General features: G+C 61.1%; 23 protein-coding genes. 15 read left to right on the top strand and 8 right to left on the bottom strand.

What is annotated here, in order from left to right; all coding sequences use genetic code 11:
- The first annotated feature begins 485 nt into the window (after positions 1-485).
- Positions 486-1,775: a c-type cytochrome gene (locus GA0061098_RS00885; protein WP_165637139.1), complete on the top strand. Its 1,290-nt coding sequence runs from the start codon at positions 486-488 to the stop codon at positions 1,773-1,775.
- A 6-nt stretch (positions 1,776-1,781) separates the two neighbouring features.
- On the opposite strand, the gene GA0061098_RS00880 is transcribed toward GA0061098_RS00885, so the two are convergent.
- Positions 1,782-2,081 (bottom strand): hypothetical protein, encoded by a 300-nt coding sequence (locus GA0061098_RS00880; protein ID WP_245323126.1) that lies wholly within the window; start codon positions 2,079-2,081, stop codon positions 1,782-1,784.
- A 52-nt stretch (positions 2,082-2,133) separates the two neighbouring features.
- The gene (locus tag GA0061098_RS00875; protein ID WP_091952450.1) at positions 2,134-4,104 is read right to left on the bottom strand and encodes a 4Fe-4S binding protein; all 1,971 of its coding nucleotides are present in this window, start codon (positions 4,102-4,104) and stop codon (positions 2,134-2,136) included.
- Between the two features lie 158 nt (positions 4,105-4,262).
- Between GA0061098_RS00875 and GA0061098_RS00870 the strand changes: the two genes are divergently transcribed.
- From GA0061098_RS00870 to GA0061098_RS00825, 10 genes are all read left to right on the top strand, one after another.
- Entirely contained in the window at positions 4,263-5,009 is a 747-nt protein-coding gene (locus tag GA0061098_RS00870; RefSeq protein ID WP_091952449.1) for a biotin/lipoate--protein ligase family protein, read from the top strand.
- Positions 5,006-5,545 (top strand): DUF6505 family protein, encoded by a 540-nt coding sequence (locus tag GA0061098_RS00865; RefSeq protein ID WP_091952448.1) that lies wholly within the window; start codon positions 5,006-5,008, stop codon positions 5,543-5,545. The genes GA0061098_RS00870 and GA0061098_RS00865 overlap by 4 nt, the downstream gene beginning before the upstream one ends.
- Complete coding sequence (locus tag GA0061098_RS00860) at positions 5,542-6,549, top strand: DUF6352 family protein (RefSeq protein ID WP_091952447.1); 1,008 nt, start codon at positions 5,542-5,544, stop codon at positions 6,547-6,549. Before GA0061098_RS00865 ends, GA0061098_RS00860 begins: the two co-directional genes overlap by 4 nt.
- A complete protein-coding gene (locus GA0061098_RS00855) occupies positions 6,546-7,061 on the top strand; it encodes a DUF3305 domain-containing protein (protein ID WP_091952445.1) in 516 nt (171 codons plus the stop codon). Before GA0061098_RS00860 ends, GA0061098_RS00855 begins: the two co-directional genes overlap by 4 nt.
- Positions 7,058-7,669: a DUF3306 domain-containing protein gene (locus GA0061098_RS00850; RefSeq protein WP_091952444.1), complete on the top strand. Its 612-nt coding sequence runs from the start codon at positions 7,058-7,060 to the stop codon at positions 7,667-7,669. The genes GA0061098_RS00855 and GA0061098_RS00850 overlap by 4 nt, the downstream gene beginning before the upstream one ends.
- A gap of 136 nt (positions 7,670-7,805) precedes the next feature.
- Positions 7,806-8,585, top strand: coding sequence for a molecular chaperone TorD family protein (locus GA0061098_RS00845; protein WP_091952443.1), 780 nt, complete (start codon positions 7,806-7,808; stop codon positions 8,583-8,585).
- A gap of 29 nt (positions 8,586-8,614) precedes the next feature.
- On the top strand, positions 8,615-8,824 hold the full coding sequence (locus GA0061098_RS00840) for a twin-arginine translocation signal domain-containing protein (protein ID WP_091952442.1): 210 nt from the start codon (positions 8,615-8,617) through the stop codon (positions 8,822-8,824).
- 14 nt (positions 8,825-8,838) lie between these two features.
- The gene (locus GA0061098_RS44660) at positions 8,839-11,781 is read left to right on the top strand and encodes a formate dehydrogenase subunit alpha (protein WP_091952441.1); all 2,943 of its coding nucleotides are present in this window, start codon (positions 8,839-8,841) and stop codon (positions 11,779-11,781) included.
- Positions 11,782-11,793: 12 nt separating this feature from the next.
- A complete protein-coding gene (gene fdh3B, locus GA0061098_RS00830; protein WP_007592757.1) occupies positions 11,794-12,390 on the top strand; it encodes a formate dehydrogenase FDH3 subunit beta in 597 nt (198 codons plus the stop codon).
- A 39-nt stretch (positions 12,391-12,429) separates the two neighbouring features.
- Positions 12,430-13,431, top strand: a complete 1,002-nt coding sequence (locus GA0061098_RS00825; protein WP_091952440.1) for a formate dehydrogenase subunit gamma — start codon at positions 12,430-12,432, stop codon at positions 13,429-13,431.
- A 30-nt stretch (positions 13,432-13,461) separates the two neighbouring features.
- On the opposite strand, the gene GA0061098_RS00820 is transcribed toward GA0061098_RS00825, so the two are convergent.
- A complete protein-coding gene (locus GA0061098_RS00820) occupies positions 13,462-13,665 on the bottom strand; it encodes a hypothetical protein (protein WP_245323125.1) in 204 nt (67 codons plus the stop codon).
- An 860-nt stretch (positions 13,666-14,525) separates the two neighbouring features.
- Entirely contained in the window at positions 14,526-14,741 is a 216-nt protein-coding gene (locus GA0061098_RS00815; RefSeq protein WP_091952435.1) for a hypothetical protein, read from the bottom strand.
- Positions 14,742-15,439: 698 nt separating this feature from the next.
- On the opposite strand from GA0061098_RS00815, the gene GA0061098_RS00810 reads away from it, so the two are divergent.
- Genes GA0061098_RS00810 through GA0061098_RS00800 form a run of 3 tightly spaced genes read left to right on the top strand, consistent with a single transcriptional unit; the run spans position 15,440 to position 18,037 of the window.
- On the top strand, positions 15,440-15,661 hold the full coding sequence (locus GA0061098_RS00810) for a hypothetical protein (RefSeq protein WP_245323124.1): 222 nt from the start codon (positions 15,440-15,442) through the stop codon (positions 15,659-15,661).
- Positions 15,662-15,678: 17 nt separating this feature from the next.
- A complete protein-coding gene (locus GA0061098_RS00805; RefSeq protein ID WP_245323123.1) occupies positions 15,679-16,974 on the top strand; it encodes a serine/threonine protein kinase in 1,296 nt (431 codons plus the stop codon).
- Complete coding sequence (locus GA0061098_RS00800) at positions 16,961-18,037, top strand: nucleotidyltransferase family protein (RefSeq protein WP_245323122.1); 1,077 nt, start codon at positions 16,961-16,963, stop codon at positions 18,035-18,037. Before GA0061098_RS00805 ends, GA0061098_RS00800 begins: the two co-directional genes overlap by 14 nt.
- Before the next feature lie 135 nt (positions 18,038-18,172).
- Here the strand turns inward: GA0061098_RS00800 and GA0061098_RS00795 are convergent, their stop codons facing one another.
- A complete protein-coding gene (locus GA0061098_RS00795; RefSeq protein ID WP_028143632.1) occupies positions 18,173-18,556 on the bottom strand; it encodes an H-NS histone family protein in 384 nt (127 codons plus the stop codon).
- A gap of 697 nt (positions 18,557-19,253) precedes the next feature.
- Between GA0061098_RS00795 and GA0061098_RS00790 the strand changes: the two genes are divergently transcribed.
- Positions 19,254-19,619, top strand: coding sequence for an H-NS histone family protein (locus GA0061098_RS00790; RefSeq protein WP_038948925.1), 366 nt, complete (start codon positions 19,254-19,256; stop codon positions 19,617-19,619).
- A gap of 55 nt (positions 19,620-19,674) precedes the next feature.
- On the opposite strand, the gene GA0061098_RS00785 is transcribed toward GA0061098_RS00790, so the two are convergent.
- The 3 genes from GA0061098_RS00785 to GA0061098_RS00775 form a co-directional block, all read right to left on the bottom strand.
- Positions 19,675-21,144: an exopolysaccharide biosynthesis polyprenyl glycosylphosphotransferase gene (locus GA0061098_RS00785; protein ID WP_091953832.1), complete on the bottom strand. Its 1,470-nt coding sequence runs from the start codon at positions 21,142-21,144 to the stop codon at positions 19,675-19,677.
- A gap of 345 nt (positions 21,145-21,489) precedes the next feature.
- Entirely contained in the window at positions 21,490-23,301 is a 1,812-nt protein-coding gene (locus GA0061098_RS00780) for a hypothetical protein (protein WP_091953829.1), read from the bottom strand.
- A 273-nt stretch (positions 23,302-23,574) separates the two neighbouring features.
- Positions 23,575-25,857, bottom strand: a complete 2,283-nt coding sequence (locus GA0061098_RS00775) for an AAA family ATPase (protein ID WP_245323121.1) — start codon at positions 25,855-25,857, stop codon at positions 23,575-23,577.
- Positions 25,858-25,895: the final 38 nt, after the last annotated feature.

Genomic DNA, 25,895 nt, shown 5'->3' with positions numbered 1-25,895 from the left:
TGCCAGTCGTCCTTGACGTGACCAGCCAGAGACTAGTCTTCGGACCACCGGCGTTCAAGCGGAGGATGCGCGAAGTCAGGTTATTGCAATGCACGCTCCGGAACGGAAGGCAGCGTTGCCCGGTTTAGTACACGCACCCGGAGGATCCGACGTGAAATTGCCAACAACGATTTTGTGCTTCGCAGCACTCTGCTTCTTCCAGAGCGCCTCCGCCCAACCCGCGCAAACCAACTCATCTCCGCCACCAAGCCCTCCCGAGGAGAAGGGTCAACCACAGCCGCAAGGCTGGACGGGCCCAATCAATACCGGTTCGGGTGGCGCGCCCGCCGAAAGTCCCCAAGGTCAGAGTCCGCCTGGAATGCAGGCTGCGCCTCACGGATCGTCCAAGAGCACGACGGCACCAGCCAAGTAGATCGGTTCGGATATTCTCCTCCGTCGGCTCTTCTGGCAATCTTGAGAGCCTGAACGTGACGCGGCGAGGGTCAATGAGACTACCTTTCTGCGCGGGCGGCGCCGCGGCCTTGTGGGCCATCTTGGCCGTGTCATCCGTGCACGCCGACATGGCGGGACACGGCGGCCCCGTGCGGGCGCTTGCTATTTCCCCCGATGGGAACGGCCTCTTGTCCGGCAGCTTCGACTCAGCCGCCATTCGCTGGTCGCTAAAGGCGGAGACAGCGGAGGAGGTGCTGCGGTATCATGCTGATGCGGTCAATGCCGTCGCCTTTCTGAACGACGGCCGCATGGTCACGGCGGGTGCCGATGCACGAATTGCGGTCTGGATGGCGGGCCGGCGGCAGCCGGACCGGGTGTTCGAGGGACACGTCGGTCCAATCGTCGCACTTGCGGTCTCTCCCGACGGCGCGCTGCTCGCATCGGCTTCATGGGATCGGACGGTGCGCCTCTGGTCGCTGTCGGACGGCGTGTCGCGCGTGCTCGAAGGGCATTCGCAGAACGTCAACGGCGTCGCCTTCACGCCGGACGGCGGGTCGATTGTCAGCGTCGGTTATGATCTTACGTTGCGCATCTGGCGTTTGCCGGATGGCCAGCCCGAAATCGTGAAGTTGCCGGCGCCGCTCAACGCCGTGGCCGTGGCGCCGGATGGTGAAATTGTCACAGGCGCGGTCGACGGCATGTTGCGGATGCTGACCACGGACGGCAAGGTCAGCGGCGAGGTATCGGCCGGCCCAACACCAGTGGTGGCCTTAGCGATGTCGGCCGACGGCAAGCTGATTGCCGCGGCCGGCATCGGCGGCACAGTGGCGATCATCGATCGCAAGTCGCGCAGCCTGCTGCGAACGCTGGTCGGGCCGGGGGCCCCGGTGTGGTCGGTCGCCTTCCTGCCGGATGGCGAGACGCTGATGACGGGAGGCGCGGACGGCAGGATCAGGCGCTGGAACGCGCGCACCGGTGATCCCATTGGTTCGAACCTTGTGGGAACGCCGGCCGATCCGCTCGTCGCCTATGCGGGCGATCATGGCGCGGATGTATTTCGGGCGTGTGTTGCTTGTCACACGCTGTCGGACAAGGAGGTCCAGCGCGCAGGCCCGACGCTTGCCGGATTGTTTGGCCGTAAGATCGCATCGCTCCCGGGCTACCGCTTTTCCGATGCCCTGAAGACGATGGACATCGTCTGGACGCCGGAGACGGTCGCAAAGCTGTTCGAGGTTGGACCGAATGCCTACACCCCCGGTACCAAAATGCCGGAGCAGCGCATCGGCTCGGCCGAGGATCGCCGCGCGTTGACCGACTTCCTCGGCCGCGCGACGTCGCGATAGCGCACCTCAGGTTGAATCCCAATTGTCCATCGGGAGATCTCTCATCTCCGGATGCTGCTTGAGGAGCTGGATGACGTCGATGCTGGGGTGCTCCTTCAGCGCTTCCGCAACGCAGTGGTTGACGTATTTCCGGCGCGACAGCCATGCGACCTTCTTGCCCTTGGCTTCGGCCTTGCAGGCCACGATCGCCTGTTTCACGGCAACCTTTTGTGCCTTGGTCAGTGGAGGAGCGGCAGCTTCGGCCGCTGCGCCGGCGAAAGCGATGGAGATCAAGCACGTCGACAGAGCTGTGATCAAACGAGACATGGTGATGCTTCCCCTGGTTGCCTGCCCCTGCGTAGATGTCTGGTGGTCTTGTCTAGTCCTTGCCCTCGCGCTGACGTAGGTAGTCGTCCGTCGTTCGCGGCGGTGTTCGTTCGGGAACGCCCTTTAATGGATTGAACTGCTGCTCGCTCATGACGATGACGCGGCAGTCGGCGCACATCCTGAGCGCCTCGATCCGCTTGTCGCCGGCGGGATACATCCAGTGCCGCCCCTCGAGCTTGGCAGCGATGCGGTCGATCGTGCTTTTGACGCCGAAGGCCGTGCCGCAGCGGACACAGAGCGCGGGCTCCTCTTCCTTGATGACCGCGGCGGGAGCGCGGGCGGCGCGGAAATCGATCTGCGGCTTGAGCGTGATGACCTTTTCCGGACAGGTGGTCTGGCACAGTCCGCACTGCACGCAGGCATCCTCGATGAATTTCAGCACGGGCCGCTCGGGGTCGTCGCGCAGCGCGCCGGTCGGGCAGGCGGAGACACACGAGAGACACAGCGTGCAGCCGTCCGTGTCGACGCTGATCGCGCCGACTGGTGCGCCCTGCGGCAGCGCAATCACGTCCACCGGCTTTGGCGCAAGACGATGCAGCTCGCTGAGGCCGAAGCGCAGGAGGTCGCGCCGCTTACCGACGGTTTTGAAGGTCGCCGGTGTTGCGACCGCCGCAAGCGGGCCGATGCCGGTCAGATGGCTGCCGAAGGCGTCAGGATCGTCGGTCTCGATCGTGGCGACGCGCTGGCCCTCAAATCCGAGACCGCCAAGGATCGCATCGGCCATGCCGATCGTCTGCGATAGTCCGGTCACATCGTGGCGCGGCTTTGCGCGCAGCAGATAGCGCACGGCTGTTACACCATAAGCGAATGCGCCGACGATCGCTTCCAGCCCGACCTGCGTAAGTTCGTTGACGATAAAGGGAAGCACGTTCGCGGGAAGACCGTCGCCATGTCGTGCCAGAGCTTCGATCAACGGTGTGCCGTGCGAGCCGTCATGGAACAGCAGCACCGCGTTGGCGCCGCCGGCCGCGTGGTAGGCGAGCAGCATGGCGCGAAGTCTTTGAAGCTGCGTATCGGCGGGCGGCAACGTGTAAGATGCAGCGCCAGTCGGGCAGGCGGCAGCGCATTGGCCGCAGCCCGCGCAGATGTTCGGATCAATTTCGACGTGATTGCCGGCGGGCGTGATCGCCCCGGTCGGGCAGAGATCGAGGCAGCGATGGCACCCCGTGCGGTTCGAGCGCGAATGGGCGCAAAGACCGGGCGTAACGTCAACATATCTCGGCTTGTCGAAGCTGCCGACGAGATCACGCGCGGTCAGCACGGCGCGAAGCACCGCGGCGGGATCGTTGGGATCTGCGCGAAGATAGCCGTCGCGCAGCTCGTGGGCAGGAAACAGCGGCATTCCGCCGGAAAGGTCGAGCACGATGTCGCAGCGCGAGGTGACCCCGCTTCGCGGTGCGTCCAGCACGAAGCGATCGCGCGAAGAGGGGCGGGGACGCGCATAATCGTCGATCGCAAGCTCGAAGGCGCCGAAATGTCCCTTCGCGGAGCGGATCGTGCCCTTCACGATCGGGAAGACCGTTGCAGCGGGTGGCACCATCTCATCGAGTTGCTTCAGCATCACCGTGACGTCGAGGTGATCCGCAAGCAGGCGGCCTGCCTCGATCGCAGCCTCATCGCGCCCGTAGACCAGGACCACGCCCTCGCTCGACAAGGTGACGAGCGGATAATCCGGGCCCGGAATGGAGGCGGATGCGAGCAGGGCGGCCATTTTCGCACCGGCCCGTACGCCGTCTCGCGACCATCCGGCCGTTTCGCGAATGTTGACGAAGCTGATCGCATCAGGCCGTTCGCCGGCCTCCTCGGCAAACTGCGCCGCCTGCTGCGTGCAAGCCACCGTCAGCGCGCCGCCAGCGGCGGCCGCGTTACGGAAGTGATCGAGCTCGGCGCCGCAGAGATGGCGAAAGCCTTTGATCTCGCTGTTGGGGCATCCTCGCCGGATCGTGGCCACGTCGAGACGCATCGTGTCTTCGCACGAGCAGATCAGGACGGTCTTCGATGGCTGTTCCAGGTCGACCCCTCCGCCATTCGGACGCCGACGACGGACTCGCGCCGGCCCTTCGCCTCGTATAGACATTATCCACCGGGAAGAAAAGGAAAGCGGAGGACGGCCTGCCGTCGATCCCAGTGAGCCACGTTTCCCTGGCGGAACCGATCGACCTCCCGCCGCCGTTCACATTGGTGCGGTTGCGCGAGAGTGGCGACGCTTTTGCCCACGCATGCCGCATTGCACCGGAGAGTGGCGCCGGCACGCTCGTCTATGTCGGGCGCTTTGACCTGGCGGAGTTCGCCGTGGTGCTCGAGCCGGCCGAGCCGCTGCGGAGCGCGCGGCGCGCGCTCTACGCCGGCATGGTTGCGCTCACCGATGCCCTGCGCGCCTACGCGCCGCCGAGCCAGCCGATCGCGATCGGCTGGCCGGACGCCGTCAGGATCAACGGAGGCCTGGTCGGCGGCGGCCGCATGGGATGGCCTTCCGCGGCCATCGAGGAGGAGCCGCCCCCATGGCTGGTGTTCGGCGCGATGATCCGGACGGTCGCCATGAATGACGACGAGCCGGGCGTTCATCCCCTCGCTTCGGCACTCGACCAGGAAGGTTTTGGGGAGGCCGGCGCGGCGCAGATCACGGAGAGCTTTGCCCGGCACCTGATGCTGGCATTCGATGGCTGGCAGGCGGACGGTTTTGACGGCGTCGCGCGCGAATATCTTTCCCGCATGCCCCGTGAACGGCAGACCATTCAGCGCATCGACGATCACGGCGATCTGCTGACGCGCCGGATTGGTGCGGGCGCGATCGAACGTGGCGACCTCGTGCAGGCGCTCGCGGCGCCATCCTGGCTCGATCCGGTACGCGGAGGACCGCGGCTGTGAAGCTCCTGCGTACCATCGCGCTCGATCCCTCCGACACCTTCGTGTTCGACGTGGCGGCGGAGCCGGGTGAATGGGCCGTCTCCGGCGTTTTCCGCTTTTGGGATTGCGATGCTGCGAAGCTCGAGGGCAAGGCGCGCGCGGCTTTCCGCGGCGGTTTCCTCGGGGTGCAGTCCTGGGGCTGGTCGACGCTGGCGCAGATCGTTCCGGCGACCGAGGACGATTACCGCAGCCTGGTCGATCTCCTTGCCGGGCAACTGGTCGATCGTTTCGGCGCGCCGGATATGGCGACAGCGAAGAGCGCCGCAGAAGAGGAGGTGGCGTTTTCGCAGTCGCTCTGCAGCCATCCGATCAGCTCCCTTGTTGCGGTGCACCGGGCCGTAAGCGACGGCGAGGTTCGCGAGTCCTTCCGCCGACTGCAACTGCGCGAAGGGCAGGGGCACGGCAAGGCGTTCTCGTTCATGGAAATGGAGGACGACATCGAGCCTGACGGCAATCTCAAGCTTGTGGATCTGGGCCGGAGGCCAACCGCCAGATGAACGATTTCTGGATTGCCTGCGGCCATCATCTGCTCGATCGCGACGAGGGCGATGGGCTCCGCGTTACCGACGAATTCCTCAAGGCCTATTTTGCCCGTCCCGAGCTGATGCCGCCGGAGGATGGGTGTCCGGTCGAACGCCGGCTGCACCGGGAATTGCTCTCTGATCCGCGCCAACCGGTCAGCACCGGCGAAATCGCCGGTATTGCCGATCCCGACGCCCGGGAGAACTGGCAGTTCGTGCTGGCCTTTCGCGATCTCCTGTTGCGGCATCCGACGCTCGAAGCCGCTTATCTTGCAACGGTGCGCGCAGGCGCGAACGATCTGCCGCCGCTGTTCGTCAATCAGCTCGTGCACGTTATCCTGCGCAATGCGCTCGACGGTTGCGACGATCCGTTCGTGCTGCGCGCGGCCGAACTGTTCTTCCGGGCCCAGCGGATTCTGCCGCATGAGCAGGCCCTGCTGCTCGGCGACGAGGAGATCGTCGGCGGAATTAGCCCAACTCCGGTGCTCTCGCTGATGTCGATGCTGGGCGCCACGACCGATGCGGTGGTCGACGTGTTGAGCGAGGAGAATGTCGGAGCCTATTGGCAGCGCAGCGACCAGTTCGACATGGCCCTTGACCTCACTGCCGGCGGACGCGGACCAGCCGCGCTGGCGCAGGCGATGACGCGCTGGATCTCCCATCTGCTTGGCATCGACGTCGTGATCGAGCCGCTGCGCGCGTTGCAGGATGCGAAGCTCAGCTGGTATGTCGGGCTTGATGCCGACGCCACCAGGCTCGGCGACCGCCTCTGGCATGGCGAGGAACTCGATCAGCCCAGCGCCGATCGATTACTCGCATTGTTCCGGCTGACCTTTGCGGATTCAAGCCGCGCGCTCGACGATGTCAGGGACGAGCCGGTCTACCTGATTTTGTCGATGACGGCGGATCAGAAGCTGCGGTTGAAGCCGCAGAATCTGCTGACCGGGCTGCCGGTGAAACGCCTGGAGATGGTGACATGAGCCCGGCAGCGCTGCCATTGCTGTCCATTACCATCGGCGTCGTGGTCGAGCGGCGCAAGGCCGACTCCCCCTGGGTCGATTTCGTCTGGCGTGGGATCGCCGTCCTGCCGGACGAGCCGGCCACAAGACCCTGGAGCGTGCTTCGCGAGCAGGACGGTACGACGCTGTTCTATGCCGGAAGCGCGGCCGTGGATCTTTATCCGTCCGAGACTGCGCGCTATCGCGACAATCTCGCCTCCGGCAATCCGAGCATCTGGATTGTGCTGTCGCCCTCGGAAGGCACCTGGCCCTATGCCATCACCGCGGTTACCGCCGATCCCGCGGAGGGCGAGGGGTTTACCGAAGCCGCCGACAATCTCGTCGAGGCCGTGCCGATGCCGGAGGTGCTGCGCGAAGTCATTGAAAGGTTCGTGGCCGAGCACCATGTCGAGCGGGAATTCGTCAAACGCGAGCGGCGCCGCGCCGACCCGGAGGCGCTGGCGCGCCGCGAACATGAAGGCGGACAGGAATGAGCGACGAGGAGTTCCTTGCACGCTGGTCACGCCGCAAGCGTGAGTCGCAGGCGGAACCGGCGAAGCCTGTCGGGGCGCAGCCCACGCTAGGGTCCGAGGCCAAGGACGACGAGAGCGAGGTCGATCTCTCGAGCCTGCCGTCGATCGACGAGATCAACGCTGCGACCGACGTCACCGCCTTCCTGAGCAAGGGTATTCCGCAGGAGTTGAGCCGTGCGGCCCTTCGCCGCGCCTGGGCGGCCGATCCCGCCATTCGCGACTTCATCGGGCTCGCGGAGAATGCGTGGGACTTCAACGACCCGACCGCGATGCCGGGTTTTGGGCCGCTCGATTGCTCTTCGGAGGAACTGGCCGCACTCGTCGATCGCATCGTCGGCGGGGTGCGTGAGGCAGTCCGGTCTCTCCCCGAGGCGTCGATTGAAACCGCGGATTCTTCAGTGCAATTGCATCAAGCCGATACGACAGCCGTATCCGACGTCGTCGAGCCGCCGGTCGAGCCGGAATACAAGGCGATCCCTGTTGCAGCGCAAGCGACGGTGGCGGACAGATCCGCGGAGTTTGCCGAGCCCGTCAGGCCGCGTACGCACGGGGGTGCACTGCCGCACTGAGCAGCACGACCAAAGACTATAGGCCGGGGCTATGGGCGAGCGATTGACGGTTCGTGGAACCGGGATTACGCTTCTCCTTAGTGCTTTGTTAGAAAAGAAAAAATCAGCAGACGGGACTCTTGGATGGGAGGTCCACGTGCGTGATGACGGGCTTGATCGCGCGATCGATGCCGCAGGCGGCATCGCCCCGCTTGCGCGCAAAATCGGCATCAGCCAGCCGTCCGTCTCGAACTGGACGCGCGTGCCCGCACAACGGGTGATTGCGGTCGAGACCGCCACCGGCGTGCCTCGCAACGACCTGCGGCCCGATCTCTACAGCGAACAAGCCGTTTCCCCAGAGCTCGTCGATCCCGTCGATGCTGCGCGTGCGCAGGAATACGCGCTGCTGGCAATGCTGCTGTCCGCGCCGCCGTCGAGACGATTGCTCGAGCAGCTTGCCGCATTGGCCGGTGACGCAACGCCGCTCGGGCGCGCGCACGCGATGCTGGCCGACGCCGCCTCCAGCGCCGTCGCAGCGAAGGTCGAGCGCGAATATTTCGATCTCTTCGTGGGGCTCGGTCGCGGCGAATTGCTGCCTTACGCCTCCTATTATCTCACCGGTTTCCTTAACGAACGGCCATTGTCGCGCCTGCGTGCGGACCTGGCGGGGCTCGGCATCGAGCGGGTTGCCAACAATTCCGAACCCGAGGATTCCGCCGCCATCCTGTGCGAGATCATGTCGGGCCTTGCCGACGGACAGTTCGGCGTCTCGCCCGATGCCCAGCGCGCCTTCTTCGAAAAACATGTGTCGCCCTGGATGGGGCGGCTGTTCGCCGACATCGAGAGCGCCGGGAACGCCCGTTTCTATCGGACGGTCGGCGCGCTCGGTCGCACCTTCATCGGGATCGAGACGGAAGCATTCACATTCGCCAACTGATCGACGCGCGTCGGTCCGGGAGAAACGCGATGAGTGAGGAAACCAAAGCCAGGGTCGGACGCCGCGATTTCTTGCGCAAGGTCGGCATCGGCACGGTCGGCGCCGGCGCGACGCTCGCGACGCCGCTGGTCGGCTCCGCGCAAGCGGACAGCGAGAACGACGATGAGAAGCGCAAGGCGCGCTACAAGGAATCCGACCACGTGAAGGCCTATTACCGCGTCAATCGCTACCCGGCTTGAGAGGGAGGCCGCCCGTGCTTATCAAGCGAACTCACCAGCGTTCCGATCGCCGCGGCTCCGTCGCGAACACCCTGGCAAGCCAGACTATCGGTCTCGATCGCCGCGCCTTCCTCCGCCGGTCCGGTCTTGCGGGTGGCGCGCTCGCAGCACTCGGCACCCTGCCGGTTTCAGGCGTGCGCAAGGCGGAAGCGGCCGTGGCGGGTCCGCTGACCGCCGGCGCCGCCGTCAAGAAGAGCATCTGCACGCATTGCTCGGTCGGATGCACCGTGACCGCGGAGGTATTGAACGGGGTCTGGATCGGCCAGGAGCCGACCTGGGAGTCCCCCATCAATCGCGGATCTCATTGCGCGAAGGGCGCTTCCGTGCGCGAGCTGGTGCACAGCGAGCGGCGTCTGCGCTATCCGATGAAGCTCGTGAACGGGCAATGGACGCGCGTCTCCTGGGACACCGCGATCAACGAGATCGGCGACAAGATCCTCGAGGTTCGCGAAAAATCCGGACCGGATTCCGTCTATTGGCTCGGCTCGGCCAAGATGACCAATGAAGGCTCGTATCTGTTCCGCAAGCTCGGGGCGTTCTGGGGCACCAATAACACCGACCATCAGGCACGAATCTGCCATTCCACCACCGTCACCGGCGTCGCCAACACCTGGGGCTACGGCGCGATGACCAATAGCTACAACGATATTCGCAATGCCAAGACCCAGATGATCATGGGTGGCAATCCGGCCGAGGCGCATCCGGTTTCGTTGCAGCACCTGCTCGAGGGCAAGGAGCTGCAAAAGGCCAACTTCATCGTCATCGATCCGCGCATGACGCGCACCGCCGCGCACGCGACGGAATTCGTGCGGATGCGTCCGGGCACCGACATTCCGGTGCTCTATGGCATCATGTGGCACATCCTCCAGAACGGCTGGGAGGACAAGGAATTCATCAAGCAGCGCGTCTACGGCTTCGACGATCTCCGCAAGGAGGTGGAGAAATGGAATCCGCAAGAGGTCGAGCGCGTCACCGGCATTCCCGGCGAACAGCTCAAGCGGGTGGCCAAGATGTTCGCCACCGAGAAGCCGTCGACGCTGATCTGGGCCATGGGCCAGACCCAGAAGACCGTCGGCACCGCCAATGTGCGGGCGAGCTGCATCCTGCTGCTCATGACCGGCAATGTCGGCGGGCAGGGCATGGGCGCCAACATCTTCCGCGGCCACGACAATGTGCAGGGCGCGACCGACGTCGGGCTCGATATCGTGACGTTGCCGTTCTACTACGGCCTTGCCGAGGGCGCCTGGAAGCACTGGTCGCGGGTCTGGGAAGTCGACTACGAGTTCCTGAAGTCGCGCTTTGATTCCAAGCAGATCATGGAAACTCCCGGCATTCCGCTGACCCGCTGGTTCGAGGCGGTGACGCTGCCGAAAGATCAAATTGCTCAGAAGGACAACGTGCGGGCCGTGTTCGTTCAGGGACACGCCAGCAACAGCATCACGCGCATTCCGGAGTCTCTCAAGGGCCTGAAGGCGCTGGATCTGCTTGTCATTGCCGACCCGCATCCCACGACCTGGGCGTCGCTGGCGGTGGAGGCTGGCCGCAAGGATGGCATCTACATTCTTCCGGTGGCCACGCAATTCGAGTGCAAGGGATCGCGCGTCGCCTCGAACCGCTCGCTGCAATGGGGCGAGCAGATCGTGAAGCCGATCTTCGAATCCAAGGACGACCTCGAGGTCATCTATCTGGTGGCCAGGAAGCTCGGCTTCGCCGACCAGATGTTCAAGAAGATCAAGGTCGAGAACAACCTGCCTGAAGCAGAAGATGTGCTGCGCGAGATGAACCGCGGCAGCTGGTCGACCGGCTATTGCGGCCAGTCGCCGGAGCGGCTCAAGGCGCACATGAAGAACCAGGCGAAGTTCGACATGCTGACGATGCGCGCGCCCAAGGACGATCCCGAGGTCGGCGGCGATTATTACGGCCTGCCGTGGCCGTGCTGGGGCTCGCCGGAAGTCAGGCATCCCGGCACGCCGCTGCTCTACAACACCAATCTCGCGGTGATGGACGGCGGCGGCACGTTCCGACCACGCTTCGGTATCGAGCGCGAGGAGAAGCTGCCGGACGGAACCACGCGCAAGGTCAGCATGCTGGCCGACAAATCCTATTCCAAGGATTCCGAGATCCAGGACGGCTATCCTGAATTTACGCTGGCGAGCTTGAAGAAGCTCGGCTGGGACAGCGATCTCACCGAAGCGGAGATGGCCACTATCATGAAGGTCAATCCGACCACTCCGGATTCGGTGTCGTGGTCGCTCGATCTCTCGGGCGGCATCCAGCGGGTTGCGCTCAAGCATGGCTGCGTGCCTTATGGCAACGGCAAGGCTCGCATGAACGCGTTCGGCCTGCCTGATCCGATTCCGGTCCATCGCGAGCCGATCTACACGCCACGCGTCGACCTCGTCGAGAAATATCCGACGCTGCCCGATGCCAAGCAGTTCCGCATGCCCAATATCGGCTTCTCGGTGCAGAAGGCTGCCGTGGAGAAGGGGATTGCCAAGCAGTTCCCGCTCATCCTCTCCTCGGGCCGTCTGGTCGAGTATGAGGGCGGTGGCGAGGAGACGCGTACCAATCCGTGGCTTGCCGAACTGCAGCAGGACATGTTCATCGAGATCAATCCGGCCGATGCTGCCGATCGCGGCGTCAAGGACGGCGGCTGGGTCTGGGTCACGGGCGCGGAGAACAATTCCAGGGCGAGGATGAAGGCGCTCGTCACCGAGCGCGTCGGCAAGGGCGTCGCCTGGATGCCTTTCCATTTCGGCGGCTGGCTGGGAGGCAAGGATCTTCGCAGCGCCTACCCGAAGGGGACCGATCCGATCGTTCTTGGCGAAAGCGCGAACACCATCACCACCTACGGATACGATCCCGCGACCGGTATGCAGGAGCCAAAGGTCACGCTTTGCCAGATCGCGGCGGCATAAGGAGCAACGACGATGGCACGTATGAAATTCCTCTGCGACGCCGATCGTTGCATCGAATGCAACGCCTGCGTCACTGCTTGCAAGAACGAGCATGAGGTGCCCTGGGGCATCAACCGGCGCCGCGTGGTCACCATCAATGACGGCAAGCCGGGCGAGCGCTCGATCTCGATGGCCTGCATGCATTGCACCGACGCGCCCTGCGCGGCGGTGTGCCCGGTGAACTGCTTCTACACCACCGCCGATGGCGTGGTGCTGCATTCCAAGGATCTGTGCATCGGCTGCGGGTATTGCTTCTACGCCTGTCCGTTCGGCGCGCCGCAATATCCGAAGGTCGGAAACTTCGGCTCGCGCGGCAAGATGGACAAATGCACCTACTGCGCCGGCGGCCCGGAGGCCGACGGAAGCAAGGAGGAATACGAGAAGTACGGCGCCAACCGCCTCGCCGAGGGCAAGCTGCCGCTGTGTGCCGAAATGTGCTCGACCAAGTCGTTACTTGCGGGCGACGGCGAGATCATTGCCCAGATCTACAAGGAGCGCGTCATGAAGCGCGGCTACGGCTCGGGCGCGTGGGGCTGGAAGACCGCGTATCGCGAGACAATCGAGTCCTGAAATGGACAGCCGAAGGGCGCACAACACCGGGAGGACGTGATGGCGTCATTTGAAAGGATCATTCGCCTGGCTTTCAGCGCGTGCGCGCTGCTCCTCTTGGTCATGGCGGCGCCCGCAAGTGCTCAGCAGGTCAATCCGACCGCGAGTGCGGTCAAGGAGCAGCAGCTTTTGCAGGAGCTCAACCGGATCCAGGGTCGCGTCAGCATTCCCGATCAGCGGTCGGGCGTTCTCGAGCAGCCGCAGGGGCGGGAATGGCGTGAGTTCCGCAACGTGACATTGCGCTGGGTCGGGGGCATTGCCATCCTTGGCATGATCGCGATCATTGTGATCTTCTATCTCACCGTCGGGATGGTACGTCTCCAAGCCGGACGGTCGGGCCGCACCATCGTGCGCTTCAACATGTTTGAACGCTTCGTGCACTGGATGACTGCGAGTTGCTTCATTGTCCTGGCTATTTCCGGGCTGAACATCACGTTCGGCCGGCCATTGCTGCTGCCGCTGATCGGCTTCGAAGCTTTCTCCGAATGGTCGCAATGGGCAAAGTACGCCCACAACTATCTGAGCTTCCCGTTCACCATCGGCGTCGTCCTGATCTTCCTGATGTGGATCGGCGGCAATATCCCGAACAAGGTGGATGTCGATTGGGCCAGGCGCGGCGGCGGCCTGATCGGTCACGATCATCCGCCGGCCTATCGCTTCAATGCCGGCCAGAAGATGATCTACTGGATCGTCGTGATCGGCGGCGGTCTGGTTGCAATCACGGGGTACGCGCTGATGTTCCCGTTCTATATGACCGGGATTGAGGCCATGCAGATGGCCCAGATCGTCCACTCCATCGTGGCCGTATTGTTTGTCGCGGCGATGATCGGGCACATCTATATTGGCACCATCGGAATGGAAGGTGCGTTCGAGGCGATGGGCTCAGGCGAGGTCGACGTCAACTGGGCGCGCGAACACCACAGCCTCTGGCTCGACGAGGAGAAGGCGCGAACCGGACCGAACGACGGACGGCCGCAACCCGCAACCGCGGCGGCCGAGTAAAACGGGACAGCTGAGAGCGGACGGTGCGCTCTACTGAGCCGGTTCTTTCGCAAACAGGACAGAGCGGTCCTGCATCTCCTGTTCGGGGAGCTTGCCCGCCTGAGCCGTCTGCATTTCCTGGATGGATGGCATGCCTCTCTGACCGAAATGGAACAGTGCGTGCGATCTGAGCACGCCAGTGGCCGTACCGGCGAGAACCAAGGCTGCAATGAGCGAGAGCATGAGGCGTTTCATGCGCATCTCCGTCTGCCATGTCCACCCAGCACGACGGATACACGTATATTGCCCTGCGCAATGTGAGCCACTTCACAGCCAGCGGTTCCAAAGTCGTCGATGTGTTCCGTCCAACGAAGCCGGAAGTATGAAGCGAGGAAACTGGAAAGCTCGATCGGACTCGCGCTAACGCGCTCTGCGCCGTCTGTTGTGATGCGGCTTTAGTCGTGATGAAAGCCGGAATCAGGGTTCAAGCCTGCGATGTATGCCGCTGTGCAAGTGGCGCGTATGGCCTCCGCTCTCGTGGGCGCGATGTGTGCGCCGGTAGATCAAAGAAAGTCCATCGAAGGCAAGTGGAGCCGGCGCCTGTCGAAAGCGGGCTAGAGAGGACACGGCACGCTTGCGGTGAATAGGCCTTGCGCATCCATGCTGGGCTTTGATTCAGCCAGCATGGCGATCAGAATTGCACTGACTCGGGAATCGTTCGCGTGCGATATCTCGTTGCTCGGGGCCTTCGTGCACGCGACGCCGATTGCCGTCTGTCTCCCGAGCGCCGTGCTTCCGCCCCTCGTACTCTCTCCCGGAGCCGCCTCAATTGAGCGAGCAGGTTAACGAGCTCGATCGCTGTATGATGCAGAACAGCCAGGCTGCAAACCCCACTACTCACTATAACACCCCAACAGGCCTTGCCGAATCCGTGACGGGAAGATCGAATTTGTGACGACGTGCCAATAACTTTTAAGCAATGGATCCCGGAGCCGTCCGTTCGCTTTACGACGATACGCAGAAATATTTTCGAGCACTCTAGTGCATTGCACCAAAATGCTCGCATCGGAAAAGGGAATTTGGACGCGCTCTATGAAACGGCCTTGGCATTTGCATCAGCGCGAAGGAGCCGCACGAAGGATATCCACCGTCCGGACGATTGACTCTTCGACCCAGGCCTCGCGGGCGAACCAGTTATGATTGGCCTCACAGATTGGGCAACGGGTATTGCCGAAAAACACAATGCTCCGCAGGAAAGTCTCGCGATCGGATTTGATGCCGGTAGGAATCGCGCGACCCGTTTGCGGACACTCGACCATGACCATACCCATGTGAGCCTCCCAGAAACATACTGCTGAAAAAGGGGCCGGTCGGCTGGAGTGCGCTCTCGTCGGTGCGGGTTTACTTGGGGGGCATCGCACCCGGGGTCGTTGTCGAGCAAAGGGCGGCTTGCTCGTGACGACGCTTCTCCAACCGACCGGATTCCTGCTTGGCGAATTCTCGGGATACCGCCGGCTTTGGCCCGGCAGGCCTATGAAATGAGGCTTCGGCTTCAACCGAAGGCTTCTGGGAGGCCCCTCACAATTAGCATGTCCAAATCCCTGCGGCTTCGTGCCAAATATTCTGCTCGCAACGAAGCCAATATCTTCCTCTTGACGGACAGATCAGCCAACCGGATCACTGGTCTCACTCCCCCTCACGCAATTCGTTAACATTATCTTTTTACATTTAATGCGCAATTAAATTCGTGTTGTCGGTCCGGTTTGCGACTCTAGACCGATTTATTTTGCGGGCTGTCGCGGCGGGATGTCGTCATCGAAAAGGTCGGGCCCTTCGCACGATCAGCCCATCCCTCACCACCTGCCATCAGTTCGGTGCGCGCCGCCATTTAGCTTTGGTAACGGGTGGCTAGGTTCGGTTCAAATATGAAATAAATTTTGATTATATGGTACTGCTGTAAATATCGTTGTTAATTGCCGCCGATCACGTAAGCTAAGCTCGTCCAGGTTTCGTTCGGCTGGAGGAGACAATGTGGGATTTAACTCTTAGCGAGTACGATTTCGCCCCCGATGCGCCGCAGTTGGCCCAGATGCGTGCCGAATTGGTAGGTATTGGCGAGAAGGAGCGCATTCTGCGAGAACGCAGTGCCGATCGCGAAGCCTATCGGTACCTCCTGGATGCTCATCGGTCGAGCGCGAGCGCGCTTTCTTTGAGAGCAGGTGTTGAACATTTCTCCGGAGGGAGGGGGTAGGGGCGGCCAGCTGTGGCATGCCGGACCGGATTGTCGTTCGAAACGAGACCGATTGGGTCACTTGCGCCCGGCAGACGGGAATTGCCGCGCCGCGGACGGTTCAGATTGAACTTCGTGGCTCCGCGACGCTAGCATCCCGGGCGCTGTCGTCGCCTCGTCGCAACGAGGCAGATTTCTTCACATTGGTTGGAGCCGTGCTGGAAAGATCGTCGGCAGAGATGGTGTTGAGACCAGCTTCGGATGCAGTGTTCGCGCTGCTGGACGGTCGATCAATGCTCTTCAGCGAAGCAGGGCAGAAGATCTTTGAACTGGACCGAGTAGGGGCATTCATCTGGTGTAAGCTGGCGCAAGGCGCCTCTCTGGAAGACACTTGTAAGGGGCTTGGGACGCTAGGTATTGACGAGCAGACCGCGCGCCAGTTCACCCGACAGGTCGTAGATGTCTGGATCGATCGAGCGTTGCTCGAGGTCGACTGGCGAATGCCGACCGATTTTGCCTTCTCAGCGATACTAGGCCGGCACCGAATAGGGGTCCGGGCTGCAAATCGGGATCTCTTGAGGCGGCTGTGTTCGCTGTTTTGTGTTTCGGACCAGAACGCCGGCGGCGACGACGACATTGCGATCGAGGCAATGATGCTGGACGAGCAAGTGCTCTTGCGCGGAGAGGATTCCAGCATCTCCAGATGTCAAGTCGAAGCGCTTGCCCCAACGATCAAAGCTCACATCACCGAGCGGCTTATTCGAAGCGATCGCTGGACCTTCTCCCTTCATGCCGCTTCTCTTGTGAAGGACGGTATGGGCCTATTGTTGTGCGGCCAACCGGGAGCTGGAAAGTCTACCCTCACATTGCAGCTGGTGGATGCCGGACTTCGGTACGCCGGCGATGACGTTGCGCTGGTGGGCGCTGACGGAGCGATCTGCGGCATCCCGTTTGCTCTCACCCTCAAGGAGGGATCGTGGGACTTGCTCTCGCGACTACATGGCGGCCGGTACGACGCGACGCATTGCCGCTCCGACGGTGTTCTGGTGCGATACGTACCCATTGCGGATGCGTACCACCAAAGCTTTTCCGCAAGCTGGATCATCTTCTTGAACCGTGTCGCCAGCGGTCCGGCCGAACTAACCGCGATAGATCAACTGGATTCGATGAAGCGGCTCATCGACAACGGATTTGCTGCTGACGGAAGACTTTCGCAGGCCGGCTTTTTCGCTTTGAAGCGGATCGTCGCGGGCGCGCCATCGCTTCAACTCAACTATTGCGAGGCCGTGGAGGCTCGCCGCGTGCTTATGGATCTATGCAATGGCAAGGCATAGCGCGGCGCTGACGAGCCTCTGCAATTGCCTGCAAGGCATGCCACCTGTCGATGTCGAATGGACGTCCGTAATCGGGCTCGCAAATCAGACCCTGACGACACCGGCGCTCATCGATTTTGTCGACAAATTTGCACCGATCCTGTCGGAGGACGTCTGCGGGTATATTCGCCAGATCCACGGCCGAAACGTGCTGCGCAACAATCGGCTCGTCGCTCAACTCGAAGAAGCCGTCGTTGCGATGAACGACCTGGGAATTACGCCAATCATGCTCAAGGGGGCATCGACGCTGGTGACCGCACCTGAAGAGCGACGAGGCGTTCGGCTAATGTCCGACCTGGACATTATGGTTATGCCGGACGAAGCCAGAATGGCAGTCTCCGCTCTATGCGCAATTGGCTACGATGTTGACTATGAGACCCCTCCCGAAAGCCACAGATGGCATGTCGAGCTGAATCGCTCGCAGGATGTCGGGACCATCGACCTGCAGCGGGCAGCTCCAGGTCCTGCGTACCTCTACCGGAGCTTCGGGCACCCGCTGAACCATTGTGTGCCCGCGCCGCTGGGGCGCGGACGCGTGTATATCCCCGCGCCTACCTACCGGGCGCTCATGTTGATCATCCATGATCAATTTCAAGACTACGGTTATTGGCTGGGCGACCTCGACCTGCGGCACCTTGTTGAATTGCGCGATATGAGCAATTCTGCCGAGGGCCTGGATTGGAAAGAGCTTGCCTCTCTTGTTTCGGGCGAATTGATGAAGAACGCGGTTGAAACCCAGCTGTTTGCTCTTGCTGAGTTGCTTGGCGTCGAGATTCCGCAAGAGTTGCGCTCTCGGCTGATTCCCCGTCTGCAGTTCATGCGACAGTTGATGCAAGCACGATTTCCGGCCACACGCGTGCCCTTCCTCGCAATGATGATGCTGGATCTCGGAAACTACCGGAAGGTGGCGAATGACCCCATCCAACCCACTGCGCGCCGGCGTGGATTGTGGTCTCTGCCGAGGATGGGAACCCTGCAGTTTCTGTTGAAGGCGGCCGTCGCGGTGCGCACAGGGAAGGCCTAAAATCACAAGCTCCTCCGTTAGGGAGGCGGCTCCGAAGCGAACGCTTTCAATTGGCCGCGTTCCGAGCGAGTGCCAGCTTCCGGATCCGTGAATCTAACGATTTCGCGCATGCGGGGATTTGCAGTGGCAGGGCTATCAATGCCCCTGACCACCAGCATTCTGGTTGGAGGCTTCACCGTTCTCGTGAATCCTGAACTCCTCCAATGTGTGCCCTGATTGTAGCGCGGCGACCAGCCAGCGCGGCTGTTTGCCACGCCCAGACCAAGTCTCTGTCGGTTTGAGCGGGTTGAAGTATTTCGGTACGACCTTTGGATATTTGCGGCGGGGAGGCTGGCCTAGGCCCATCTCTGCCGCCCCGCTTTCGGGCCCACCGACCTGTTCCGGTTGATTGAGTTGCGCCAGGCGCTTCTCCAGCTCCCGCTTTTCGGCCGTGATCTTTTCAGCAAGAATCTTTGTTAGCTCCTCGTGGAGGAGCCATAGTTCTTCAAAATCCATGGCTTCGAGATCTTGCCTTCGCATAGCATTCTCGTCACCGTTCAACCCACGCTCCCGACTACCTTGTCGCTCCACGCCGAGTATCGTTTTCGAGCGGCAAATACGGATAGGTCCAAGGCTGGTCTTTCAAATTGGCGTGACAATAAATAATAATATATTATTTAATTATTTATTGCGAGGATTATTTTTATTAGTTTTTAATGCGGTCCGGCGAGAAGCATTTGGATGTTATCGATTGCCCTCTGGGGCGCCTTCAGGAAGCGATCAGCCGGTTCATCGCTCCCGCGGCAAGATCGATTGATATCCAGGCTTTAAAGCCGCAAATCCGGCTGCGATGGCTCGCGCTGAGGGTATCGCAGTCGTAAGCTCCAGGTTGCCGAGGGTTCAGGGTCGTATTTTACTAAGAACGAAGCAACGCGGCCTCGGGTGCCGTTCACATTTGTCGAAAGCGCGGCATGGCAGATTGATCCCAGGCCCGGCTTAACGTGTCGTTCTTCACTTGAGTCGGGGCATCGGTGCACGTAAGGCGCGTAATGTTACTTTGGTCGCTATTAAATTGAGCGGATAAGTTCATTTTTTTGTCTTGATTAGAACCGGCGGCGCAGTTATGTGGAGCACGAACTTGCCGTTCGGTTCCACATATTTTTGTTTAAGCTGACCACTTGGTTCTTGATTAGCCGACCGGGACAATATTAAATGGGCGCAACTACAGGATGCTAGCATGTCGACCAAGAAGCTCGAACTAGAAGCGATGTCTCTGGACGATCTATGGTCGCTTCATGAGGAAATTAGCGGCATTTTGTCGGATCGGATTAAGGCGGAAAAGCAGGAACTGGAGAAGCGCCTGGCGGTTCTCGGAGGGGGAATGGCCGTGTTCGAAACAGGCGGACCGGCCGTCTCCCCGACCGGCAAGCAGAGGCGCAAATATCCGCGCGTGCTGCCTAAATATCGCAACCCCCAGACTTCTGAAACCTGGTCAGGACGTGGCAAGCGGCCGCGGTGGTTGGTTGCTGCCATGAAATCCGGCCGACGGATCGAGGAGTTTCGCATAGGGGCAGCGGCTCCGAAGCTTCGGCAGCGGGCGTGAAGCATCGCCGCGCCAGCGGGCTGGCGCACCTTGGCGCTTTGAGCGGGGATCGCGCCTAGTAGGCGTTGCGGCCCCGCAAGACCTCCATCGGAGTCTGCAACACGATTGCGAGATCCAGCCGAAGACTCCAATTGTCGATGTACCAGAGATCGTATTGTACACGTGCTTCGATCATGGACGCTGTGGGTGTTGCGCCGCGGCAGCCGTGGATCTGGGCCCATCCGGTCAGTCCTGGCCTGACCCTGCGGCGAAACGCGTAGTTTCGCACGAGCTTGTCAAACTGTCCGTCGTGGGCCAAGGCGTGGGGACGCGGACCGACCAGCGACATGCTGCCCTCGAGCACATTCAGCAGTTGCGGCAGTTCATCGAAACTAGTTCGACGCAGCCATTTGCCCACGCGGGTGATGCGTTGGTCGACGGGGGTGGCCTGAACTATCACGCTGCCGTCCTCGAGCACGTGCATGGTCCGAAATTTGCGGATCAAGAATGTCCGACCATTAAAACCGCAGCGTTTTTGTCGGAAGAACACGGGGCCGGCAGAGTCCAGCTTGATTGCGATTGCGGCAAGCGCAAGCAGCGGTGCGGATATCGCCAAGGCGAGCCCCGCGCCAAGAATATCAATGATTCGCTTGGTCGCGCACTCGAACGGGGTAAGGGGACCGCGCTGCAGTTCCAAGCAAACGGCACTTCCAAGGCTGCGCGTGGGATGTCGAAGCAATTCGGCTGTTGCGCCCACCGGCACGAATATCACCGGAAACGGCAATACCCGCAACTCGGCAACAAATGCCCGAAGCTCGGGCCATCGCTCCGGGCTGGCTTCGACCACCACCTGGTCGAGCCGCGCGTTGCGAATGTGGTCGATTACGCGAGACGTGAGCCGCTTGCGTCCGGCGGGACCGAACCCAACCGGCGGCAGGCTGAACCGTCCCTTGACGCAATACCCATGCATAGCCAAGGTTTCCGGCAGGCCGGCATTCTTCGAAAGCGGCTGGTCCGTGATTAGAACGATATTCGTGCTGGCAAATCTTCTTTTGCTCAGACCTCGTATCAGCAGCGACTTGGCAGCCCACCGCTTGGCTACAAGCAACCCTAGGCCAAGGATGGCGAAGAGCGGGCCCGCTTGCTGAGATGCGCCCGGACGAATTGCAAAGCCGTCGGCGGCCCAAATTAAGAGCAGCAATGACGCCCAGGTCACGCAGACGGCCCGAACCTGGTTTTTGAGGACGAGGAGCTCAATCGGGCGATAAAGACCTTGAGCCTTCAGCACGGAAGCAACGCAAGCTGCACTGACCAGCGCCAAGCCAAATGCGTTGCCATGGTCCCCCTCAGCTTGCCCGTTTTGGAGCCGGTACAGCAATGTGGAGACGACGCCCGCAAATAAAATGGTCGCAATATCCGCACAGACCACCACGTATTCGACCGAGTCGTAACGGAGAGGCCATTTGTGCTGGCCGGGTACTGCCGGCCCAGGACCGACACGCTCCGTAACCTCCCGATCGGGGAAATGTCGGTTTACGAAATTCATTGCCGGCATCCAATATTTAATATTTAATATATTATTAAATAATCTAATTTATCAAGTGGAAAGTCGTGCCTTGCGACATTTAAATGCACCGCGCCGCTGCCCTTTGTCGCAAGAATCCTTGGTCCCCCTGTTCGCCAAAAGCCTTGGGACCTACACGTGCCGTGCCCGGGATATGATTGTTCACGTCGGTCGCTGGTCTCGGTGATCGTGAATGCGGCCCCTCGGTTTTCACTAGTTGCGCTGAACTGCTGGCGTTTAGCCCCGAGAGGGCATGAGGCCTCACCTGTTTGGACGGGACGCGATCGTCTCGGTGATTGTTGGCCACGCACTGCCGCTCGGAGCAATTTACCGAGAACCCTGTCGGGAACTCCGCGTGCGCATGTTGTCGAGATACGTCGGATCCAATTCCGAAATCAGGCCCTCGAGATAGATCTTTCCATCGGCTGAGGCCGACCGGTACGCGGCCACAAGCGTCGGCCTGAGGGCGGGCCGATGCGTAACGACGAGGCTGACGTCCCGCTTGATCAAGTCACGAAATTCAAGATCCCGTACCACAACATCTGTAGCGAGCGCGACGGATACCCTTAACGGCATCAGATCCAAATCATTCGGCGCAGTATAGTACGACATCCTGAGCATCGCTGCCGACTGGCTCGAATTGGGCTTCGAAGCCGCCGCGAGCATGAGCCAGATGTCGCCGCGAAGTGGTGACCAATACAGCACTCTTGTGAGCCCGCTCCCGGCTGAAGGACGGGTAGCATTAGCATTCTGTCCGCGTTGGAGGTCAAGTTCATCGGGCTTTGGTGGTGCCGCGGCCGTAAATCGCTGCGCTGCACGCAGGGCTTCGCTTCCCGGCCCGATTGATGCCGCTCGTGCCACTTCGTTGTCGGTCAGCGCATCGCTCGCGACAGTGGCTCCGACAGTTGAGAGGCCGGCGCCGAAATGCCACCACTGCGAGGTCAGCCAAGCTGCTTGAGCGATTAGCACCGCTCCAACGGCTCCCAATGCAATGCGAGTCCAGCTATTCCGCAGCGCAGCCGAATAGCCCGACCATCCCCGCGAACGTTTGCCAATGACGACTTCTGGAAAATCTTGCGAGGCCAGGCTTTGTCCAAACGCCAAGCCATAGAGTGCAGCAATTAGAAGCGATACGCTGACCTCGAGCATGCCATCTTCGCCGAACGGCAAGATCAGGAGCGAGATCGAGGCGCCGGCGCCGGCGGCCGGGAAGACGTAATCGTAGCCCCGCGACAGCGAACGTTTGAACAAGGTACAGGCGGCCACCATCGTGAAAATCAGCAGCCCGCAGAGGAACGCGCGCCCCATCTCGATGGCAATGGCTGCAGCAGCCGTCGGTCGCTCGCGTACAGTGGCTGCGCTAACGTCTCGATAGACCGGAAAGAGCGCATTAAATGTTCCCGCGCCGGATCCGAGGGGGCGGACATCCTGCAGCATCCGCTCAGTTGCGGGCTGATTTTGCGTCGACAAAGCGATCGTCAGGTCGGCATTTTTCTTGATCGGAATGACGGTGAAACTCGCGACGAGAATGATTGAAGCAGTTGCAATGGCGCCCGCTATCCCCCAGAATCCGAGGAACCATTTCCGGATCGCTACGATAGCAATCAACGTCCCAGTTCCGAGCAGAGCAGCGACGATTACGGCGGGATCGGCACAGATCAGGATCGTTCCCATAGAGAAGATCAGTGAGAGAACGGCGGCCAAGAGGCTGGTCATCGCGCCTTTCACCGAACGTGGCTGCCTTCGCTGAAGCCGATCCAACGCTCGGATAGCCATCGCCGTTGAGAGGATGACGCCCAGCGTTGCTGCGATCATGGCGTCCGTCACAGCGGCGGCACTCGCGCCGGGCAGGACATCATGTGAGGAGCTAATTGCCCTCCGGATAGCCAGTATGGAGACGAGGATCGTAAGACCCACGAGGGCGTAAAGAAACTGTGCCGCACGCTGTCTCTCTAAGGAGACGATGGCGCTCACCAGCGCCGTAGCGACGATGACGTTATACTGCGCCAGTGACAGCATGGTTGCGCGGAAGTCGACGGTGAACCTTGCGGCGATTGGCTCGTTCAGGGTCGCCGACGCCGTCGCCCAGATGGGATTCCCGAATCCGCCAAACGGGATCGGAACCAGTTGCAGACCCATCCAGGCCCCCGGCACAACCAGCGCAACGACGAAAAGAGGTCGCATCAGCCGAGCGAGCCGCGTAAATGTGGAGGCTGGCTGGAAGACGGCTAGAGCTGACGCTGCCGCCGCAAGGGTCGCGGATGTGACCGCGACCGCCAGGGTATCTGCAGACAACAAGAATGATAAGGAAGTGACTAAGAGCAGAGCCAGTATTGCGAGCGGAGCAGTCATGTTTTCACATCTCTCGCGACGGCCGGTCTCCAGATCCTGTGGAGGAGACGCTAAGAAGCATCAGGATCCGGACAAGCCATATCGGATGTAGTGGCTGTCATCATAATAGTCGCTCCGATTCGCATCATATCGAGCCATTGCCTTGATGTCGGTTTTGTTAAGGACCGTACCGACGAGCGATTCGTGGATCGTCGGTGCAGTGTGCAGAGCGTGTTGGACGACGTCGATCTTCGTCCGTCCCCACTCGACAACTAGAACGAAGCAATCAACCAGCGGTGCTGTGGCCCGTACGTCGACCAGAGGAGACAATGGCGGGAGGTCCACGACCACGTAGTCGTAGCTGGCGCGCAAACGGTCAAACAGCCTGCTTATCGTCTCGGCACAAAGGATCTCACTGGTATGAATCAGGGGTCCTTTCCGCACGACCGGGAGAAACGAAAGGTTGGTCTGAGGATCACGCCATATCGCTTCCTCCAAGGAGCGATTGCCGCTTGCGACCTCGATCAGTCCGGCGAGTGCTTTGGGTGCGAGGCTGGCCGTGAGCGAGGGATTCCTAAGATCGCAATCGACAATGATCGCTCTCTTGCCGCTTTGCGCGATCAATTGCGCAAGGGAGGCTGCAATTGTGGTCTTTCCCTCATTCGGCAGGGCCGACGTGATACCGATGACCTGGTTGGAGATCTTCGCGGGATTGTGGTCGATGGCTAGTTTAATCGAGCGAATCGCCTCCGCAAATCGGGATAGGGGCATGCCGACAACCGCACGGTGAATCGCCGGCACAGTCGAGAGTGTCCGTTGCTTCGGATCGTCTTCCGCCCGTGAGGGCCGGCCTGTCGATCCCGTAGGAGTTCGTAGCAACGGTACGAGGGATAGGCACGGTATTTCCAGCGCCGCTTCGATCTGTGAGGAGGTACGAAATACGCGGTCCATGACGTCTCTGACAAACGCCAGGGCGACGCCGAGTGCCAAACCGCCAAGGATGCCGAACGCCAACACCAGCTTTGTCTTCGGCTTGCTTTTGGTCTGGGGTGGCGAGGCAGGAAAGACTACCCGTGTCTCCGTGATCGGAAATGTCTCCTGCTGGCTCGAGCCTACGTAACGCTGCAGGAACGTATCGTAGAGGTTCCGCAGGCCCTTTGCGCGGCTTTCCAAATCCTTGATCGTCAGTTCAGCAGAATTGGTCGATCGTGATTGCGACACGGCTTGCGCCAACTGTTTTTCAATTTCTTGCTGGCGCTGCGTGGCGAGTTCAAATTCGCTTCGGCTGATTCCGGCCAGTCGCTTGACTTCTTCGAAAATAGAGTTGCTGAACTCGTGCTTGCGATTGCGGACATTGACCACCGCGAGGTGGTCGCGACCGACGCGGGCCGACAATTCCGCTTCGCGCCTCGAGAGTTCGAGATACTGCTGACGCAGGGCAGTGATGATCGAACTAGTCGTGGCGTCAGGTCCGATGGCATCCAGACCAACGATCAACGTAGATTTTGCCGGATCGGTGCCAAGCAGGTTCTCATAGCGGGTCAACTTTGCCCTGGCCTCGGAGTTCTGCGCACGGGCGGCGGCCAATCGGGCGTTAAGTTCCGTAATTTGTTGATCGCCGATGGACTTTCCGTCGGATGAGACGATGTTGTTTTGGGCCTTGTAGGCATCAACTGCACGTTGCGCAGTTAGTGCTTGCTCACCCAGGTCGCGCAGTCTCTCCTGTAACCAGCTCGTGGCCTTGCGATTGGCATCGAATTTCGCGTCCAGCTGATCGGCGACATAGGCTTTGGCCACTGCGTTGACGATATCAGCCGCGCGGCCGGGGTCGCTCGAGTTGAAGTTGATCTCGATTATGTTGCTGTAGCCGATGCGATTTGCTGAGAGCCTATCCAGGAATGAGTCGATGACTGCTTCCGACGGCTGTCCTTGTAGTTCGGGTTGGCGATCTTTGGGGCGGGACGTCACCGATGGCCGAAGCCGCTGCCATAAGGAAAGCAACGAGGGCTCGGCTTCATTAAGCTCCGGATCATTAGCGAGCTTCAGCTGCTCGATTACGGCCGCCGCGGTAGCTCTGGATTTAAGCAGCTGAAGTTGCGTCTCGATCTGGCTTACATCGAAGGCCGGCTCCGTGAGGAGCGACTGCTGTTGGACGAACTGTGCCCTGGTATTGCCGAGCAGCACCTGAACCTGCGCGCTATAGGTCGGCGGAGCCAATCGCAGGTAGAGCAGGCTAGCCGCGGTTGAGAGCGCGGCAGTGACCGCGATCATCAGGTATTGACGCCGGAGAAAGGTTATCCCGAACTTGATGAGCTCGCCGATCCCGCCGTCTTCCTTTTGATCGAACTGCCCCTGTCCGCTCAATGGCAGTCTCTCTGTCTGTAGTAGATTACTCTGAAGCA

The organism is Bradyrhizobium shewense, assembly GCF_900094605.1.
GTDB classification, from domain to species: domain Bacteria; phylum Pseudomonadota; class Alphaproteobacteria; order Rhizobiales; family Xanthobacteraceae; genus Bradyrhizobium; species Bradyrhizobium shewense.
Note: the sequence above shows the minus strand (reverse complement) of the source record. Positions and strands in the feature narration are given on the sequence as shown.

What these genes read in the sequence shown, in the direction of transcription:
- GA0061098_RS00820 (WP_245323125.1), bottom strand. Translation starts at nt 13,665, where the DNA reads ATGAAACGCCTCATGCTCTCGCTCATTGCAGCCTTGGTTCTCGCCGGT.
- GA0061098_RS00800 (WP_245323122.1), top strand. Translation starts at nt 16,961, where the DNA reads ATGGCAAGGCATAGCGCGGCGCTGACGAGCCTCTGCAATTGCCTGCAA.
- GA0061098_RS00840 (WP_091952442.1), top strand. Translation starts at nt 8,615, where the DNA reads ATGAGTGAGGAAACCAAAGCCAGGGTCGGACGCCGCGATTTCTTGCGC.
- GA0061098_RS00795 (WP_028143632.1), bottom strand. Translation starts at nt 18,556, where the DNA reads ATGCGAAGGCAAGATCTCGAAGCCATGGATTTTGAAGAACTATGGCTC.
- GA0061098_RS00790 (WP_038948925.1), top strand. Translation starts at nt 19,254, where the DNA reads ATGTCGACCAAGAAGCTCGAACTAGAAGCGATGTCTCTGGACGATCTA.
- GA0061098_RS00885 (WP_165637139.1), top strand. Translation starts at nt 486, where the DNA reads ATGAGACTACCTTTCTGCGCGGGCGGCGCCGCGGCCTTGTGGGCCATC.
- GA0061098_RS00860 (WP_091952447.1), top strand. Translation starts at nt 5,542, where the DNA reads ATGAACGATTTCTGGATTGCCTGCGGCCATCATCTGCTCGATCGCGAC.
- GA0061098_RS00855 (WP_091952445.1), top strand. Translation starts at nt 6,546, where the DNA reads ATGAGCCCGGCAGCGCTGCCATTGCTGTCCATTACCATCGGCGTCGTG.
- GA0061098_RS00815 (WP_091952435.1), bottom strand. Translation starts at nt 14,741, where the DNA reads ATGGGTATGGTCATGGTCGAGTGTCCGCAAACGGGTCGCGCGATTCCT.
- GA0061098_RS00825 (WP_091952440.1), top strand. Translation starts at nt 12,430, where the DNA reads ATGGCGTCATTTGAAAGGATCATTCGCCTGGCTTTCAGCGCGTGCGCG.
- GA0061098_RS00780 (WP_091953829.1), bottom strand. Translation starts at nt 23,301, where the DNA reads ATGGGTCTGCAACTGGTTCCGATCCCGTTTGGCGGATTCGGGAATCCC.
- fdh3B (WP_007592757.1), top strand. Translation starts at nt 11,794, where the DNA reads ATGGCACGTATGAAATTCCTCTGCGACGCCGATCGTTGCATCGAATGC.
- GA0061098_RS00880 (WP_245323126.1), bottom strand. Translation starts at nt 2,081, where the DNA reads ATGTCTCGTTTGATCACAGCTCTGTCGACGTGCTTGATCTCCATCGCT.
- GA0061098_RS00850 (WP_091952444.1), top strand. Translation starts at nt 7,058, where the DNA reads ATGAGCGACGAGGAGTTCCTTGCACGCTGGTCACGCCGCAAGCGTGAG.
- GA0061098_RS00805 (WP_245323123.1), top strand. Translation starts at nt 15,679, where the DNA reads ATGCCGGACCGGATTGTCGTTCGAAACGAGACCGATTGGGTCACTTGC.
- GA0061098_RS00810 (WP_245323124.1), top strand. Translation starts at nt 15,440, where the DNA reads ATGTGGGATTTAACTCTTAGCGAGTACGATTTCGCCCCCGATGCGCCG.
- GA0061098_RS00875 (WP_091952450.1), bottom strand. Translation starts at nt 4,104, where the DNA reads ATGCGTCTCGACGTGGCCACGATCCGGCGAGGATGCCCCAACAGCGAG.
- GA0061098_RS00785 (WP_091953832.1), bottom strand. Translation starts at nt 21,144, where the DNA reads ATGAATTTCGTAAACCGACATTTCCCCGATCGGGAGGTTACGGAGCGT.